Here is a 17,444-nt window from a genome sequence, read left to right on the forward strand (position 1 = left end):
TGTTTGGAGTGCTTAACAATTGGTTAGAATCTTTTAGGGGGTAATATCTGCACCTGCTTCTCGATACAAATTTGCTTTACTTCTACAACTGTAGCTTTCAGGATTTGGCTAAAGCCGTTTTGCTAAATTGCTATTAATCCCTGTGATAAATCACGGGGCTATTCAATAATATTTTTGAGGTTTTTGAGAAGTTGAGAAAAAGTCCACCCTTTAGGGTAGGGGTAAGACTTTTTCTGCTATAAATCGTTTATAAAGAAGTTCTCGACTGCCCGACAGAATGGTTCTTTAGGTTGGTGCTCGACCAGACAAAATATTATTGTTCCCTAAAATCCCTGCCTACTGATTACCGTTTACTGATTACTGGACCCATCTCATTACTAAATACTTTGTACTAGCGAAAGCACAGCTAGAGCCGTTAAGATTTGGCTAAAGCCGTAATTCTGATTCAATTTTGATTCCCGTGATAAATCACAGGGCTATTCAGTAATATTTTTGAGGTTTTTGAGAAGTTGCGAGAAAGTCCACCTTTTAGGGTAGGGGTAAGACTTTTTCTGCTATAAATCGTTTATAAAGAAGTTCTCGACTGCACAACAGAATGGTTCTTTAGGTTGGTGCTCGACCAAACAAATAAGGAGGTTCAAGAAATGAGCTAATTTGAAAATTAGTTAGATGTTGGTTAAATTATAAATTTTCATTGTAGGACGGTTCCTTTTAGCTTCTTGTGTGAGTTCTCCTCACTATCGCTCGTTCGAACTGACTAATAGTTTCAATTTGTAAATCAACTAATCTGAGAATATGGCAGTCCGATAACCCCGGTATTAACCACTTTTAAGTGGGCAACCTATATTAGGGACGTTCAACAGAAAAGCCACTGGCTACTGTTTACCGTTTACTGGCTACTGAACCAATCTCAATACTCCATACTAACTACTCAATACTTTGTACTCAATACTATAAAAGATCCCTCCGCTTTGCACTTTCAGGCAAACCACCTCCCTTTTACTCGTGCTGAGCGTAGCCGAAGCATTAGGGAGGAGCTTTCGATTTTTTCCCCTGGTAGTGGTCAACCTATATTAAGGACGTACACAATTGTTTATTGCTAATTGTTTACTGTTAATTGAAAAAACTGCCTACTGCAACTGCTAACTTTATCCAGAAAACCACTAATAACCGATTACTGACTACCGTTTACTGATTACTGGACCCATCTCAGTACTCAAGACTAACTACTCAATACTATTCCATCTCCACTTGCTCCGCATGAGGGACGCCACTATAGGTGGTGGGGTATTCAAAGATTTTGAGGTCAAAATAGGGAATGGAAGCTAAGAGATGGTCAAATATATCGGACATCACGTTTTCGTAATTTGCCCACCTTTTGTCGGCGCTAAAGGCGTAGATTTCCAAGGGAATACCTTGGGGTGTGGGACTCAATTGGCGGACCATGAGGGTCATTTGTTGATTAATACCGGGATGGTTCTGTAAATACTCCATGGTATACTTTCTAAATACCCCAAAGTTGGTCATGTTTCTACCGTTGATAGGAACCTCTCGGTTAATCTTATGTTTTTGGTTGAATTCCACAATTTCCTTTTCCCTACTCTCTAAATAAGGGGCTAATAGCTGTATGTTTCTCAATTCCTCCACATCCTTATCCGTAAGAAAGCGGATACTTTTTTGACAAATGGATAGGGACCTTTTTATACGTCGGCCTCCTGAGGTTTGCATTCCCCGCCAGTTTTTGAAGGAATCCGATATCAGCGCATAGGTAGGAATGGTAGTAATGGTCTTATCAAAGTTCTGCACCTTTACAGTAGCCAGGGTAATTTCTATTACATCCCCATCGGCACCGTACTTTTGAAAGGTAATCCAATCCCCAATACGGACCATATCGTTAATGCTGACCTGAATACTGGCCACAAAGCCCATAATAGAATCCTTAAAAATTAAAAGGATAACGGCAGAAGCAGCCCCCAAGGCGGTGAAGAATTTCCAGACCGTAGAAGCGTCCGTAAAGACTGCAAATATGGTGAGCAGGCCTATGATCCAAACAATAATCATAAAGACCTGGATATAACTGTCTATAGGCTTGTCCTTAAATCTTGAGGTCGACTTTAAGTGGTCACTAAGGCTTCTTAGGAAGCTTTTTACAATTAATAGGGTGAGTACCACCACGCAAACCTCAAGTATTTTTTCCAGGATGCTTTCCCAAAATGGGAAATCCGAAAAAATAAGGGGTACAAAATTCAACAATAAAATTAGCGGAATGACTCTAGCGAGGTAGCGCGGCACCTTATGCGCAACCAGATAATTATCAAAATTGGTCCTTGAACGTCTAGCGAGTCGGACCGAAAAATTCCTAAGAACCTTCCATATAATATAATCGAGGGTAGCTACTACCACCAGAAGTATAAATAATAGTAGGAAGAGATTGATATAGGAGGCCGTGTTCTCGCTCATTCCTATGCCTATAAGAAAATCGGAAACTAGGTTCTTTAAGCTTTCGCCCATTGTTGGAATTTAATTTTATTAGATTATTTACAAAAATAGGGCTTGAAAGAGAGAATGTGAAATTTATTTCAAATCCCAAGGGTGGGGTGTAGTTTGGGAGGGATGGAATGGAAATTGTAGTTGATTTTTTGAAGGTTGATGGAAAGGGGGGGCGAAAGCCATTCACTTATACGACCCCTATTTAACCATAACCTGAAGGTGGTGGTAATTGATAGTCTGGGACATTAGGGCAGTGGCAATTGAAGGAGAGAATACCTCGTTTTAATAGAATAGCGATACACCTTTTGAGGGCTTACCTACAGAATTAGGCAGTTTTTCACCAAAAATAAGGGTAAAGACCAATTGTTGCTCTTTACCTACTTTTTCTCTAAGAATCTTATAGGCTTTTGTAATCTGTGCTTCTACTGTTTTTATAGATATGTTGAGGTATTCCGCAATTTCTCGATTGGTGAGTCCTTCCCGCATGCTGAGGGTAAATACTTGTTGACATTTCGGGGGCAATGAGGCTATTTCATTGGAGATTTTCTGGATGATTTCTTGATGCGAAGGCTCGTTCTGAGCGAGTACCGCTTTCTCCAAACTCCTGAAATACGTTTCCTCTAAAATTTTGGTGGACCTTTTTCTTTTGTACTGGTTGATGAATTCATTGTAAACGAATCGGTACAAAAAGTTTTTTAAGGAAGTGTGTATCTCCATATTCTTGCGTTGTTCCCAAGCTTTTAAAAACACATTTTGGATAATGTCTTGGGCTTGCGCATGGTCTTTGGATAGACCAAGGGCGTAGACAAATAACTGTTGACTATAGCGATTTACTAAGGCGATATAGGCTGCTTCTTCACCATTTTTAAGTCGGGAAACAAGGAGTTTGTCTTCGTGGTTTTTCATGAAGAGGTACTGGTTTATTAATATTAGTTGGTGTTATTCTGTCTCAATATAAAAAATAATTCGATAAAAAGTTAGGGTATTCCAAAACGGCCTTGTCTGTATTATAAAAGATACTATATGGATCGTTCAGAAATGGAACACCTGATTTTTAGGTATTTGGCAAATGTGGCTACGGCAGAGGAGTTAGATAGGTTGTCTGACTGGATTCTTAAAGAAGGCAATAAGGAGGTATTTGATACCTATGTGCAATTACATTTAGATATTACCACTTCAGTTGGGAAACCCAATAAGAGAAGGATTAAAAAGTTGCTCTTACAGAGAATACAACGAGATAAAAAGAGAAAATCGAGGTTGTCTATTGCGGTTTTTACCGCTGCCATACTATTAATCCTAAGTTTTGGCTGGGCCCTACAAAGTGGGTTGATTTTGAAGTCGCCCCCCCAACCTAAGTCGGGCGAAATCACCATAACCTTAGACAACGGTCAAATTGAAACACTAGGGGCTTTAGATACTAAAACTGTTAGGGATTCTGAGGGAAATACGATAGGCACCCAAAAGAATTCAAAATTAGTTTACACACGAACCCTTGATAGTAAGGTGTTGGCTTACAATACCCTGTCTGTCCCTTATGGAAAACAGTTTAGCCTGGTGCTCTCGGATGGGACTGAAGTTACCTTAAATTCGGGTACTTCCCTTAGGTACCCTGTGGCCTTTTTACCAGGGGAGAAACGGACCGTCTTTTTAAGCGGAGAGGCCTTCTTTGAGGTTGCTTCGGATGCGAGACATCCCTTTATAGTGACCACTAAGGGAATGGAGATAGCAGTATTGGGAACAACATTTAACGTTTCCCATTACCCGGAGGACAATCGTATAAAAACAGTATTGGTGGAAGGGGCCGTTTCCCTCCAAATTAAGAAGGGTTCCGAAGTTGCTTTAGCCCCTACAAAATTGACTGCCGGTATGAAAGGGGAGTGGCTTAAAACAGAAAATGAAATATCCGTTGAAAAGGTGGATACCAGCCTCTATACCGCTTGGACCCTAGGGAGATTGGTTTTTAGGAATACCTCCTTTAAAGAGATTCGTCCTGCGTTGGAACGACACTATAATGTATCTATCACCAATAATAATCTACTACTGGACGAACAATTGTTTGATGCCTCCTTCGATATAGAAACCATCGAGGAGGTGCTTAGGTCGTTTAGTAAAGGCTATGCTTTTGAATATCGAATAGAAAATAATGAAATATTTATTCAATAATTGTTCAACCTAAATTAAATATATATGAAATAAACACTTAAAACTTTAATAGCAAGTTTTTTATGGAAAGGGAGCGATTGGATGCGAATTCTACCTCCTGGTTAACCTATACTAATTAAACCTAATAAGAACCAATTAACACTTCTAAATTATGAGAAAGCTTTTTAAGCTAAGGGATGCATTTTGTTTCCCTTATAAGCGATGCATGAAAACACCACTCATGCTATTGCTAACCACTATTACCCTATTTCAGCTTCAGGCAAATACGTATTCACAAAACAAAGAGATTTCCTTAAACCTTAGGAACGCAACTGTTGAAACTGTTATTAATCAGATAGAAGCCCTATCGGACTTTAAATTTTTAGTAAATAGGAAGCAGGTAGACCTAACTAGAAAAGTCTCCATAAGGGTAGAAAAGGAAAATATACATGCTATTCTATCTCAGATATTTAACCATATCGATTTGGATTATGAAGTATTAAACCAACAAATAATCTTAAATAAAACGGCACACAACCCTTTAGCTGTGCCTCCATCAGAAATCCAAACTACTGCAACAAGAACCCTGCAGTTTTCAGTAACTGGAACAGTTTCCGATGGGAATAATTTGCCCTTGCCAGGCGCTAATATAGTAGAGAAAGGGACTACTAATGGAGTTACGGCCGATTTTGATGGGAATTTTTCTATTTCAGTGGCAAGTGAGGACGCCATTTTGGTGGTTTCTTATATTGGTTTTGCTACCACGGAAATAGCCATTAATGGGGAATCTACCATTAACGTGCAATTAGAAGAGAGTGCTTCTGGATTAGACGAGGTAGTGATAGTGGGATATGGAACCCAATCTAGGAAAAATATTACGGGCGCTATTAGTACCGTTCCAACCGATCAGCTCACCCAAAGACCGGTAACGAATACTGCCAACGCATTGCAGGGTGAGGTGCCCGGTCTTACAGTGTTTAACTCCGGAGGTGCACCAGGCGTAGAGGATGTTAAAATACGGATTAGAGGGGTGGGTACCCTAAACAATGCCAATCCCTTAGTTTTGGTAGATGGGATAGAGCAGTCCCTAGGTACAGTAGAACCACAGAATATAGAATCTATTTCTGTCCTTAAAGATGCGGCATCAGCAGCTATTTATGGGTCGAGAGCAGCAAACGGAGTAATCTTAGTAACTACCAAACGGGGTGCAAGTACGGGAACTATCCTTTCCTATAATACCTTGGTGGGGGTGCAAAATCCTAGTCTCTTTCCCGAAAAACCGAGTGACGAAGCGTGGATGCGGTTAGAAAATGATGCCCAGGTGAATGCTGGGGGGTCTCCTACCTATTCGGAAGAGTATATTTCTAATGTAGTGGCAGGTACTAACCCCCTAGAATTTCCATGGGCCAATTGGGAAAAGGGAATATTTAATGATGATGCCCTTATGCATCAACATAACTTTTCCATCTCTAGCGGTGGGGATATAGGAAAAATATTTACCTCCATAAATTATAACGACACAGATGGTATCATCAAAAACTTCAATAATAAGCGAACAAGTGCCCTGATAAATGCCGATTTATACGCCAATGATAAACTTACCTTTAAGGTGGGGTTGATGTATAGGAACGGGTACTTTACGGGACCCGGACACGCTATAAATTCCTCTGGAATAGCCGGGCAACAAATTGTGCAGGCACTCCTTCATATGAATAGAAATGTAGTGATGGAGTACCCCGATGGGACCTATGACCTTATTTCTGGTCAGTGGAATGCCGCGGCAATGGCCAACGAAGGAGAAACCGTCAGGACGAAGAACGATGTGGTAGCTCAGGGGGGATTTGATTATAAGATTTCCGATGCCCTTACCCTTCAAGGAAATGTGACCTTTAAAAACAATCACCAAGAGACTTCTACCTTTATGAATAGTCTCGCTGGAATGAGGAACTATTTAACCGGAGAACCCGTAACGGTATCAGGGTGGTTTGCCACCAATAGCCTAACCGAAGCAAACATTTCAGAAAAGGAATTGAGTCAGCGACTCTTCTTAGATTATAAGAACAACTTCGGCAACCATGATCTTGGCGCGCTAGTTGGGTACGAAGAGATTCACAACAAATTAAAGAACGTAGCGGCCAAAAGAGAAGGATTCTTTAATAACGATCTTAGGGATTTAAGTGCGGGGAGTGTAGATAACCAAAGCATGAGCGGGTATAGGGAAGAATGGCGACTGCGTTCCTTTTTTGGAAGGGTGAACTATTCTTTTGATGATCGCTATTTATTGCAAGCGAATTTGCGGATAGATGGATCTTCTAGATTTGGAGATGGGAATCGGTATGGGTATTTTCCTTCTGTATCAGCAGGTTGGAGTATTTCTAATGAATCTTTTATGGAAAGCTTTATGGATCGCTCGGCGTTGAGTGACCTTAAATTAAGGGCTTCTTGGGGTCAACTGGGAAATCAGAATATCGGACTCCATAAATTTAGAAGTACCTATAACCTTAACCGAGGCTACCAATTTGGGGGCAACGTGGTTTCTGGATCCGCCATTACCCAAGCAGGAAACCCCGATATTACATGGGAAACCACGACCATCACTAATATTGGTCTCGATGCCAATTTCCTAAATGATAGATTGTCCTTTGTAGGGGAGTATTTTTGGAAATATACGGATGATATTCTGTTACAATTACCAATATCCAGTACTGTTGGGGTAGAGCCCCCGGTACAAAATGCTGCGGCCGTTTCTAATAATGGGTACGAACTTGGGCTTACATATTACAGTCCTTTTAAGGAAGATAAAGGCTTTAATTATACGGTGGGCATCAATTTCTCTGATGTCATTAATAAGATTGAAGACCTAAAAGGAGCTGGGCCCTATTTTAACGATGGCTTTACAGTGTGGCAAGAGGGGTATTCCATAAACTCCCTTAGAGGTTTAGATTCGCCCGGATTGTATCGCACCCAAGCAGATTTGGATAAGTATCCAGTGAAATTGAGTCCCAATGCGGGAATAGGGAGTATCATTTACAAAGATGTCAATGGGGATGGCGTAATCTCACAATCTCTTGCTCCAGGAGGAGATCAGATTATTATTGGCAATGAAGATCCTAGATACGAGTTTGGGGTACGGTTTAACGCTTCCTACAAGGGCTTTGACTTTTCTATGTTTTGGCAGGGCGTGTTAAAAAAACACCACACCTTAGACGGTGCTTTGGTTGAAGGGCCTGCGTATCAGAACTTTATTCCTAAGGAGATGGCAGACAATGCGTTCGACCCTGTTAAAAACCCTAATGGAACATGGCCCATGGTGATCGCTGGTGGAAACTGGAATATTGTGAAGTCAAACTTCTGGTTGGTAGATACCAAATATGCGCGATTAAAGAACTTCCAATTGGGCTATACGGTAGATCAGGAAATGTTTAACAATTTACGTGTCTATGTATCAGGAGAAAACTTGGTTACTTTTTCACCTCAAAAACTCTTTGATCCCGAAACCCCAAGAGGTAGAAGTCAGTTTTTTCCACAAACAAAGACTATTAGTGTAGGTTTAAACGTCATATTTTAAAAAGATAAAATCATGAAAAGACATAATTATATTTTAAGTTTACTATTCTTCGCTGTGATGGCCGTGTTTACGGGTTGTAGTGAGGGGTTTGATGAAGGTCTAGATATAGAGCCAACCGGTGCCGTTTCGGAAACTGCCTACTGGACTTCCGTGCGAGATGCAGAATTGGCAGTAAACGCCGTTTATGCGGAATTGGATGGGACGCAAATGGTAATGGCCTTAGATGGAATTACAGATATTGGCTACCACAAGTATTCTAACGTGCCTACCTTTAATGACGTTCGTTTTGGGGAAATTGATCCCTCTAATGGAACCATTACGAGTATTTGGAACCGATATTACAGAGGGGTAAGAAAGGCAAACGATGTAATTGCCAATATTGATAAAGTAGAAGAAGGGGATCTAGATAAATTGGCACGCATAAAAGCCGAAGCCAGATTCCTCCGTGCATATTACTACACACAGCTTTCTAGCTTGTGGTGTAATGTTCCCTTGATTACAGAGGTTATTGATATCAACGATCAACGACCTACTAATTCTAGGGAAGAGATTGTAAGCTTTATTTACGATGAGTTAGATGATATCATCAACGCAAATGTCTTGCCCTTGAGTTATTCGGCCGATAATATCGGAAGAGCTACCCATGGGGCCGCTTTGACTTTAAAAGCGCGCGTGGCGATCCGAAACAATAATTTTGAGAGTGCCCGAGATGCTTCAAAAGCAGTGATAGATTTGGGTATTTATGGGCTCTATCCAGATTATGAGGAATTATTTCATGTGGAGGGCCAGAATTCCCAAGAAGTTATTTTTGACCGACAATACGCAGTGGGTGGGAGTACGTATAACGCCTTTGGATACTCAGCAGGTTCTATTGGAGGTGGCTCTGGCGTAGAGCCTATGAACGGACTTTTTGAAAAGTACGAGTACATTGGCCCAGTGAACCCCGATAATCCCTTTGAGAACAAAGATCCTAGGTGGGGTTATATTGCTTTTTATACCGGGCAGCCTATTGGGAACAGCACTTATAATTCCTGGCCAGATAGTCCTACTCCAGATAGGGTAAGTAGTACCGAATTCTCTACCTTGAATGGGTATAATTTAAAGAAGTGGATAGACTTTGAATCCTTTTCTGAAAATCCGAACCTGGGGGATATCAATATGATTTTGATGCGTTATGCCGATGTATTACTAATGTATGCGGAGGCTAAAATTGAGCTAAATGACATAGATCAATCCGTGTACGATGCTATCAACGATATTAGACAAAGGCCTACAGTGAATATGCCAGTCATTACCGCTGGCAAAACCCAAGACGAACTAAGAGATATTGTCCGGGATGAACGCGTAAAAGAATTGGCTTTTGAAGGCTTGCGTATCTATGATATTAACCGATGGAAGATTGGAGAGGTAAAGGCCGGACTCCTACAAGGGATGCACTATAAGGATGCAACTACCGGAGAATGGAAGATATTGGATTACGGATCGGTAGCGAGTTTTAATGAAGCTAGGGATTACTGCTGGCCAGTTCCCCAAGCAGAAATGGATATCAATGATGTAATCACCCAGAATCCTGGGTATGTACAGTAGAGGGTATGATGAAAAAAAATATAAAATTATCAGATGGGTCAAACAGAAGGACTTTTATAAAAAAGGCGGGGGCCGCTACACTTTTTGGTGCAGCGACCCTAAACGCTGGTTTTGCAAACCCTTTTCTTGTACAGGATAAGGTATTGAAGGTTGGCTTGGTGGGCTGTGGCGGTAGAGGTACCGGGGCAGCTCAACAGGCATTGAATGCCGATCCCAATACGGTTTTACATTCCATGGCAGACGTTTTTGAAGATCGATTGACTAGCTCCTTAACACTGTTGAGAAAATCGCACGCACAGCGTGTCGATGTGAACAAAAGCAGGCAGTTCATTGGTTTTGATGCCTATCAGAAATTAATTGATTCTGGTGTAGATGTAGTGCTGCTGGCCGAACCTCCAGGCTTTAGACCTAAGCATTTAAGTGCCGCTATAGAGGCGGGGAAACACGTGTTTTATGAGAAGCCGGTGGCTGTAGATGCCCCTGGGATTCGCAAAGTGTTAAAAGCTGCAAAAATGGCTAAAGCGAAACAGCTTTCTATCGTATCTGGACTGTGTTTTAGGTACGATTTGCCAAAACAAGCCCTCTTTGGAAAAGTGCTGAATGGAGAAATTGGTGATGTCACATCAATTTCTTCCACGAGGCACGGTGGCGAACTGTGGTATAAAGAACGCCAACCAGAGTGGAACGATATGGAGTATAAAATGCGCAATTGGTACTATTACAATTGGTTGAGTGGGGATTTTATTGTGGAAATGTTTGTTCATAGTACGGATATGATCGCATGGGCCATGGGAGAAAGAATGCCATTGAGTGCCACTGGAGTAGGGGGAAGACAATGGCGAACAGATAAGAAATACGGAAATATCTATGATCACTTTGCTGTAGAATTCGATTATGGCAACGGATTAAAAGGAAATGTATCCACTAGGCAATTGAGTGGTGGATCCTCTAGAAATTCCGTAGAAATTGCCGGTACCCAGGGCAATGCTTTTTACCAAGGAAATAGACATGAGATCTGGGGGGACAATGCGTGGAGGTATAGAGGCGAATTGAATGATATGTACCAAAGCGAGCACGACGCCTTGTTTCAGTCGATTCGTAAAGGAAACGCGATAAACGACGGAGAAATGGCTGCCAATAGCACCCTAATGGCAATCCTTGCGAGAGACGTGGCCTATTCTGGCAGGACGATTACCTGGGAGGAAGCAATGAACTCGACGGTATCCCTAGGTCCCGAGAACGAGGAATACAGTTGGGACTTACAGTATGACGGGCCTGGCATAGCCATTCCTGGGGTTACCAAAATGGTATAAGAACAATAGGTAAAAAGGTGAGGAGGGATTTTCCTGAATCACCTTTTTTTACTCGATAATCGATATTTAGTGCTCCGAGGATTGCCCGAATAGTTTAGGCGGGCCTACCCGACTACCATAGGCGGGCTTTCCCTGAGGTAGTTTATAGGATTAGTATTGTTGTTCTACACACACTAAACGCAAATAAACAACTAGACTTTTGTAAAAAATATAATAACCATAAAAACATGAAAAATTACACCACTAGAAAAAGAAGTACGCCTCTATTCATAATGTTCCTTGTATTGACTGCCTGCCTTGGCTATGGCCAGCATGAGGCATTCGAGTTTGAATTTGGCAGTGAAAATACCTGGGAGAATATGCTCGCAGGGAAGGCGGATGAGGCATCGCCCATAAAATGGATCAATGTAAATACGGTAAAAGAGGGTTGGACCGTGCGGGATGACGGGGTATTGGTGAATTTGGGGCATCCCTTAGGGGTGGTTCGTTCGGAAAAACAATACGAAAACTTTATTTTACACGTAGAATGGCGTCATATGGAAGCAGGTGGTAACTCAGGAATCTTTGCGTGGAGTAGTGCAGACCCCAAAGGATCCTCCCCCTTACCAGATGGGGTAGAGATTCAGATGCTAGAGCTAGATTGGGTGAACATACATGCCAAAGACGGAGTACCGCAACCTATTGCCTATGTTCATGGAGAAGTATGGGGAGTAGGAGGAGTAGTGACTACACCCGATAATCCCAGAGGGGAACGAAGTAAGTCGCTTGAAAATAGATGCAAGGGAAAGGGAGAATGGAATACCTATGATGTGGTCTGTGTAGATGGAGTAATAAAACTGGCGGTTAACGGGAAATTTGTAAATGGGATTTCTAAAGCTACCCAAAAGAAAGGGTATTTATGCCTAGAATCGGAAGGGGCGGAAATCCACTTCCGGAATTTAAAAGTGATAGAATTGCCCCCCGGTGTTAACTCTGCAGAACAAATAGCTCCGCTGCTTAGCAACTAAAAAATAACCAAAGAACTAGCATGAAGAATACGGTAAGAGTACGTTTATCCCTCATAATGCTTTTGGAGTATTTTATTTGGGGTGCGTGGTATGTTACTATGGGGACTTATTTAATATCTTCTTTAGAGGTAACTGCTACCCAAGTAGGAGCGGCCTATGCTAACCTTTCTATTGCCGCAATTATTTCTCCATTCTTTGTAGGCCTGGTGGCTGACCGATTTTTTTCTGCGCAAAAAGTATTGGGAACCTTACACTTACTAGGGGCTGCTACCTTGTATTATATAAGTACGGTGGCATATTTCCAAGAATTCTGGTGGCTTATCTTGCTCTATACTTTGTTGTATATGCCTACCATGTCTTTGGTGAATTCGATTTCTTTTTCACAAATGGAGGATCCAGACAAGGATTTTCCAAAAATTAGGGTATTGGGAACGGTGGGATGGATTGCTGCGGGTCTGTTAATTGGTTTGTTGGAATTGGAAACTTCCTATTATACGTTTCGCATTGCGGCCTATTGCTCGGTGGTCTTGGGTATCCTGAGTTTTTTTTGCCCAGTACACCTCCCACGGGGAAAAAGGCAAGTATTTCTTCTATTTTAGGATTGGATGCCCTGGTTCTGTTTAAGAAAAAGTCCTTTGTGGTGTTTTTTGTGAGCTCAATTCTAGTTTGTATCCCTTTGGCCTTTTACTACAACTTTGCCAATCCTTTCTTAAACGATATGGGGATGGAAAATGCCGCAGCTAAGATGACAATGGGGCAGGTTTCCGAACTACTATTCATGCTATTGATGCCCTTTGCGTTTAGGAGGCTGGGAATTAAGAAAATGATGCTGATAGGAATTTTCGCCTGGGTAATTCGCTATCTCTTCTTTGCTTATGGGGATATTGGTCCGGGGATTTGGATGTTGTATGGGGCCTTCTCCTACATGGCGTGTGCTATGATTTCTTTTTCGTGTCGGGTCAGATTTATATTGATAAGAAGGCTAAGTCCTCTTTTAGGAATGCTGCCCAAGGCCTTATCACCTTTGCAACCTACGGGGTGGGTATGTTTATTGGCTCCTATGTATCTGTAGGGGTTACCGATCATTTTTATGTGGATATCAACGGAATTCTGGGTTATCAGTGGGAATCTATATGGTTAATTCCAACTGGTATCGCCGTGGGGATTGGCCTGATGCTTCTCCTATTCTTTAGAGAACAGCTTTTAGGATCGGAATTGCCAGAGAAAACCACGCAACACGGGATACTAGACCTAGAAAACAGGAACCCAAAACAGGTTGTAGGTAGCTTAGCTGATGGTGCTGAACCCGATAGATGAAAGCCCGACTAACTTTTGTGATAAGCTATTAATGGAAAATTTGCAATAAAGTAATAATTAGATAATACTACGGTAAATCTGGGTATTAATATGGTTAACAATTTTTTTAGTATGGAAAAGACGGGGTATTATACGATGGACGACTTTGAGCGGGTGGATAAAATAGATACTCATATTCATGTTTTTGCCAACCGCAAGTGTTTTGTGGAACAAGCGAAAAAGGATTTCGCTTGCTCAATATCATGGTAGATCTTTCTAATGAGAAGGAACTCATTAAAGAACAATACAACTATTGCTTTGCACAAAAGAGAGCACATCCAGAACAATTTGAAGTGGTTTCCTCTTTCTCTCTAGAAGATTGGGATCATCCAAACTTTGTAGAGAATACCCTTGTATGGTTAGACAAGAGTTTTGATCATGGCGCCATTGGGGTGAAGGTCTGGAAGAATGTTGGAATGGATTTTCGCGATAAAGACAACCACCTAATTAGGGTAGATGATCCAAAACTAGATGCAATTTTTAATCACCTAGCTAGTAAATAAATTCCCTTAATTGGTCATTTGGGAGAGCCAAAAAACTGTTGGCTTCCGCTAGAAGAAATGACGACTAATAACGATCGGGCTTATTTTGCTGAAAACCCTCAATATCATATGTACCAGCATCCAGAACTGCCTTCCTATGAAGAACAGGTAGTCGCCCGAGATAAGATGTTGGAAAAACACCCTGATCTGGTGTTTATTGGTGCTCATATGGGGAGTATAGAGTGGAGCGTGGACGAATTGGCAAAACGCCTAGATAAGTTCCCCAATATGTCCATTGACCTAGCAGCTAGAATGGGGCAGATTTTTTATCAAACGGCAGAAAACAGGGAAAAGGTGCGCGATTTCTTTATTGCCTACCAAGATCGAATCCTTTATGGGACCGACTTAATGGATTTTGGGAAGAACAATGCGCAAGATCTAAAGGAAGAGATGCACAGCACCTGGTTAAGGGATTGGCGATTTTTTATAACTCATGAAGAGATGACCAGTGATCTGGTGCATGAAGTATTTAGAGGACTAAAACTGCCCAAGGAGGTAGTGGATAAGCTATATCTACACAATGCCCAAAAATGGCTTTCTATGTTTTCTGAAACAGGCTGATAAGGATAGGAGTTTATAACTCTAGAACTGGGCCATCTAAATGATGGCCTTCCTGCTTTTTAGATGCCAAGTTCTTTACCGTTTCACTCATTCCTACGGTCAGCTATTTGCTCTTTTACCCACGCCTCATTTTTTTCTTGTCGGAAGTTGAACCACGCCTGTCTATAATCCGATTGGTGAATTAGATGGTTGAAATGCCTAAAAGGTTTTGGCCGATTGAGGGCATTGAATAGTTTTTCGCGAAATCCAACAGCTTCCAACTGCTCCGCAAAGGAGGCCATTACAGTGTAGGATTGGTGTGAATTCATGGGCTCGATTCGGATATAATCATGCCAATTATTCTCAATCTTATCTATTATATCTTGCCAGGGATTATCCTCGCCATACATTAAATCAATCTCTGTTGGATAATGTTCAAAATCGCCCGTAAGAGTATGTAGAAAACAGGTGTTTCCCATCAGAAGGGAATCGGCCATATCTTTAATAATTGCTTCCTTGATGTTCATTTTCTAATCGATTAGCACAGCATGAATTTTAAAAAGGTACCGCTTCATACCATTCCCATTACTACATCCTAGGTTTTGGCAGGGGAACATACTCCTCCTCGTCTCCAGGGACTTTGTCCACAACTTACTACAGCTGTAGTCACAAATTTAACCTGATTGGGATTTGCGCTAATCTTCCAGAGTGCCGAATTTCCCCGTGTTAAAATCGTTAAAGGCCTGCATCAGTTCTTCCCGTGTATTCATTACAAAGGGACCTTGTGCGGCAATGGGTTCGTTTATAGGCTCCCCACTTAATACCAATACCACCGCATTTTCTGTTGCCTGTATCCTAAAAGTTTCCCCGTCGTCTGCCATTAGTGCCAAATGATCTGTGGGTACTTCTTCCGCTTCGTTTATTACTACCTGCCCCTCCAAGACTAATAGCAACGTATTGTAATGTGCCGGAAATTGGAAGTCGGCCTTCCCACCTTTATTCAATTTGGCGTTGAACATGTGAATGGGGGTGAATGTGGAAGCTCTGCCTTTTACACCTTGGTATTCTCCAGCGATCACTTCAACCGTACCGGCATCGTCTTTTAGTTGGTAACGAGGGATATCCTCCTGTTTTATAGCCTGGTATTTTGGATTGCTCTTTTTGTCCTTGGCCGGGAGATTTACCCATAGCTGCACCATCTGGAATTCGCCCCCTTTTTTGCTCCATTCCGCTTCGTGGTATTCCTTATGTAAGATACCATTGGCAGCGGTCATCCATTGTACGTCGCCCTGACCTATTACCCCGCCACCGCCACTACTATCGTGATGGGCTATTTTACCCTTATAGGCAATGGTTACGGTTTCAAAACCTTTATGGGGATGCACGCCTACCCCTTTGGGAGATTCGGAAGGAGGGAAGGTGTAGGTGGAATTGTAATCCAGCATAATAAACGGGTTCATCCGTTGCATATCCATCCTAAATCCGCTAGGAATAAAATTATGCACCCTAAATCCGTCCCCCACAAAATGGGGATCCCTGGGACTTGCTACTAGTTCTACTGTTTTTATTTTCATATATAGATTTTTATTGTTTTTAAACGGTCATACTAGCCCGACTATGTCTTTGAGGCGGGCCAGCCCGACTTCGTCATTCTGGCGTCCAGTTTTCGTAATGCTAATTGCATAATCTTCATTTTATCACCCTAAAATTACCAATAAATCTTGAGTTGTAGCTAAATCTAAATGGAGAACTGTCATTGTTAATCTTTGTTACATCCAATAGAAATTTCGGTAAAAAAGGGCTATGAGAGGCTATAAATATTACAAGTATGAAGTAATTCTCATAATAAAGAAGGGTGTTTCATACTATTTTAACATATTAGTCGTTTAATAAAATCAATATTTCAAGTGAATATAGGCCAAGTATGGTAGCTATTACCAGGTATTACTTAATTGAATTTAGACGAATATACATTGGTGGAGTCCAGCAACCACTCAAAAAAAGGGGGGTGAAACCGAAAAACCTTACGAGTAGGAACAACTAAACTAAATAAATATGAATTGGTATTTAAAAGTATGGAGGGCCGAGGGACAAAGGTACGGTGTACCTTTGGATAGAGGAGCCAGCTGAAGCCATGGCCAACGCACCATCTGGCACCTTGTTTATTTATTTTCTTGATTTAATCTTAGTTCCTAAAATATATCTTTTGTTTATCACTATTTGTATGTGGTGGTTGGTCACAAAGTAACTAATAAATTATACTGAAATTATTGTACTTTGCTTTCAATGCTCGTTCATTTTACTCAAGTGGTTTTTATTTAATTTTTAACGGTTTTCGTAAATCTCCGATTTAGTTCATGCATTTCTATTTTTAACTTCAACGGTATTCATGAACCTCCTTCGTCGGTTTCTTTGCTTGTCCAACCCTTCGACTTCGCAAAGAGTAAGGTCTAACTCATATTTTAAGGAGTCAGTCTCTAATTTTTTTGTAAGGAATGGTATTATCTATAGGTTTTAGTTTTACGGCCTACCGAAAATTTATCGTGAAATTTGAAGAGAAGCAACCGTAAAATTTTAGGCTGTCTGATCTAGAATAATTTTCTTTTTTCATTGAAATTCAAAAGCGAGTTCCTAAAATTTAGGTGCTGATCGAAAAATTTAGATAAAGATTCGTAAGCCTAGATTTTTTTGAATACTTTTTTCATCGATGGAAAAAAGTATTGAAAGGCCTGTTTAAAGGTGGATTATTGTTATTGTGCATAACTCAAAATTTTAACTACACACAACTTTTGAGCTTGATCTATACCTTTGGAAAGAGGAGCCAGCTGTAGCGATGGCCAAAGGTGTTAAAATGCTTCTTGCTAAAGTGACTGTTTTCGACACCGAGGTCGAAAAACCG

12 protein-coding genes and 1 pseudogene are annotated in these 17,444 nt (G+C 41.2%); 9 read left to right on the forward strand and 4 right to left on the reverse strand.

Translation table 11 applies throughout. The features are described 5' to 3' along the window. Positions 1-1,236: 1,236 nt before the first annotated feature. Positions 1,237-2,511 (reverse strand): mechanosensitive ion channel family protein, encoded by a 1,275-nt coding sequence (locus tag F1E73_RS14535; RefSeq protein ID WP_150452307.1) that lies wholly within the window; start codon positions 2,509-2,511, stop codon positions 1,237-1,239. 261 nt (positions 2,512-2,772) lie between these two features. Further along, positions 2,773-3,396 carry an RNA polymerase sigma factor gene (locus F1E73_RS14540; RefSeq protein ID WP_150452308.1) on the reverse strand — a complete coding sequence of 208 codons (624 nt, stop codon included), beginning with the start codon at positions 3,394-3,396 and terminating at the stop codon, positions 2,773-2,775. A gap of 117 nt (positions 3,397-3,513) precedes the next feature. On the opposite strand from F1E73_RS14540, the gene F1E73_RS14545 reads away from it, so the two are divergent. The 9 genes and pseudogenes from F1E73_RS14545 to F1E73_RS17945 all read left to right on the forward strand — a co-directional run bounded on the left by F1E73_RS14545 (position 3,514) and on the right by F1E73_RS17945 (position 14,566). Beyond that, positions 3,514-4,653: a FecR family protein gene (locus tag F1E73_RS14545; RefSeq protein WP_150452309.1), complete on the forward strand. Its 1,140-nt coding sequence runs from the start codon at positions 3,514-3,516 to the stop codon at positions 4,651-4,653. 205 nt (positions 4,654-4,858) lie between these two features. Then, positions 4,859-8,200 (forward strand): TonB-dependent receptor, encoded by a 3,342-nt coding sequence (locus tag F1E73_RS14550; RefSeq protein WP_223883448.1) that lies wholly within the window; start codon positions 4,859-4,861, stop codon positions 8,198-8,200. A gap of 12 nt (positions 8,201-8,212) precedes the next feature. Further along, complete coding sequence (locus F1E73_RS14555; RefSeq protein WP_223883449.1) at positions 8,213-9,787, forward strand: RagB/SusD family nutrient uptake outer membrane protein; 1,575 nt, start codon at positions 8,213-8,215, stop codon at positions 9,785-9,787. A gap of 5 nt (positions 9,788-9,792) precedes the next feature. Further along, positions 9,793-11,100 (forward strand): Gfo/Idh/MocA family protein, encoded by a 1,308-nt coding sequence (locus tag F1E73_RS14560; protein ID WP_223883450.1) that lies wholly within the window; start codon positions 9,793-9,795, stop codon positions 11,098-11,100. 227 nt (positions 11,101-11,327) lie between these two features. Next, positions 11,328-12,107, forward strand: coding sequence for a 3-keto-disaccharide hydrolase (locus tag F1E73_RS14565; RefSeq protein WP_223883451.1), 780 nt, complete (start codon positions 11,328-11,330; stop codon positions 12,105-12,107). A gap of 56 nt (positions 12,108-12,163) precedes the next feature. Next, positions 12,164-13,045, forward strand: a pseudogene (locus F1E73_RS18015) (MFS transporter); the annotation flags it as partial. 13 nt (positions 13,046-13,058) lie between these two features. Then, on the forward strand, positions 13,059-13,424 hold the full coding sequence (locus F1E73_RS18020) for a hypothetical protein (RefSeq protein WP_394349928.1): 366 nt from the start codon (positions 13,059-13,061) through the stop codon (positions 13,422-13,424). A 230-nt stretch (positions 13,425-13,654) separates the two neighbouring features. Beyond that, a complete protein-coding gene (locus tag F1E73_RS17940) occupies positions 13,655-13,966 on the forward strand; it encodes a hypothetical protein (protein ID WP_223883452.1) in 312 nt (103 codons plus the stop codon). Positions 13,967-14,023: 57 nt separating this feature from the next. Continuing rightward, positions 14,024-14,566 carry an amidohydrolase family protein gene (locus tag F1E73_RS17945; RefSeq protein ID WP_223883453.1) on the forward strand — a complete coding sequence of 181 codons (543 nt, stop codon included), beginning with the start codon at positions 14,024-14,026 and terminating at the stop codon, positions 14,564-14,566. A gap of 83 nt (positions 14,567-14,649) precedes the next feature. Here the strand turns inward: F1E73_RS17945 and F1E73_RS14580 are convergent, their stop codons facing one another. Continuing rightward, positions 14,650-15,072 (reverse strand): UPF0158 family protein, encoded by a 423-nt coding sequence (locus F1E73_RS14580; protein WP_150452310.1) that lies wholly within the window; start codon positions 15,070-15,072, stop codon positions 14,650-14,652. 168 nt (positions 15,073-15,240) lie between these two features. Further along, the gene (locus F1E73_RS14585; protein WP_086477600.1) at positions 15,241-16,119 is read right to left on the reverse strand and encodes a pirin family protein; all 879 of its coding nucleotides are present in this window, start codon (positions 16,117-16,119) and stop codon (positions 15,241-15,243) included. Between the last annotated feature and the right edge of the window lie 1,325 nt (positions 16,120-17,444).

Source organism: Arenibacter lacus (genome assembly GCF_008711145.1).
In the GTDB taxonomy this organism is placed as follows: domain Bacteria; phylum Bacteroidota; class Bacteroidia; order Flavobacteriales; family Flavobacteriaceae; genus Arenibacter; species Arenibacter amylolyticus.

Bases quoted from the DNA above. Each gene is read 5' to 3' on its own strand.
- F1E73_RS14540 (WP_150452308.1), bottom strand. From the start codon at position 3,396: ATGAAAAACCACGAAGACAAACTCCTTGTTTCCCGACTTAAAAATGGT.
- F1E73_RS14565 (WP_223883451.1), top strand. From the start codon at position 11,328: ATGAAAAATTACACCACTAGAAAAAGAAGTACGCCTCTATTCATAATG.
- F1E73_RS14585 (WP_086477600.1), bottom strand. From the start codon at position 16,119: ATGAAAATAAAAACAGTAGAACTAGTAGCAAGTCCCAGGGATCCCCAT.
- F1E73_RS14535 (WP_150452307.1), bottom strand. From the start codon at position 2,511: ATGGGCGAAAGCTTAAAGAACCTAGTTTCCGATTTTCTTATAGGCATA.
- F1E73_RS14545 (WP_150452309.1), top strand. From the start codon at position 3,514: ATGGATCGTTCAGAAATGGAACACCTGATTTTTAGGTATTTGGCAAAT.
- F1E73_RS14550 (WP_223883448.1), top strand. From the start codon at position 4,859: ATGAAAACACCACTCATGCTATTGCTAACCACTATTACCCTATTTCAG.
- F1E73_RS17945 (WP_223883453.1), top strand. From the start codon at position 14,024: ATGACGACTAATAACGATCGGGCTTATTTTGCTGAAAACCCTCAATAT.
- F1E73_RS14580 (WP_150452310.1), bottom strand. From the start codon at position 15,072: ATGAACATCAAGGAAGCAATTATTAAAGATATGGCCGATTCCCTTCTG.
- F1E73_RS14560 (WP_223883450.1), top strand. From the start codon at position 9,793: ATGATGAAAAAAAATATAAAATTATCAGATGGGTCAAACAGAAGGACT.
- F1E73_RS14555 (WP_223883449.1), top strand. From the start codon at position 8,213: ATGAAAAGACATAATTATATTTTAAGTTTACTATTCTTCGCTGTGATG.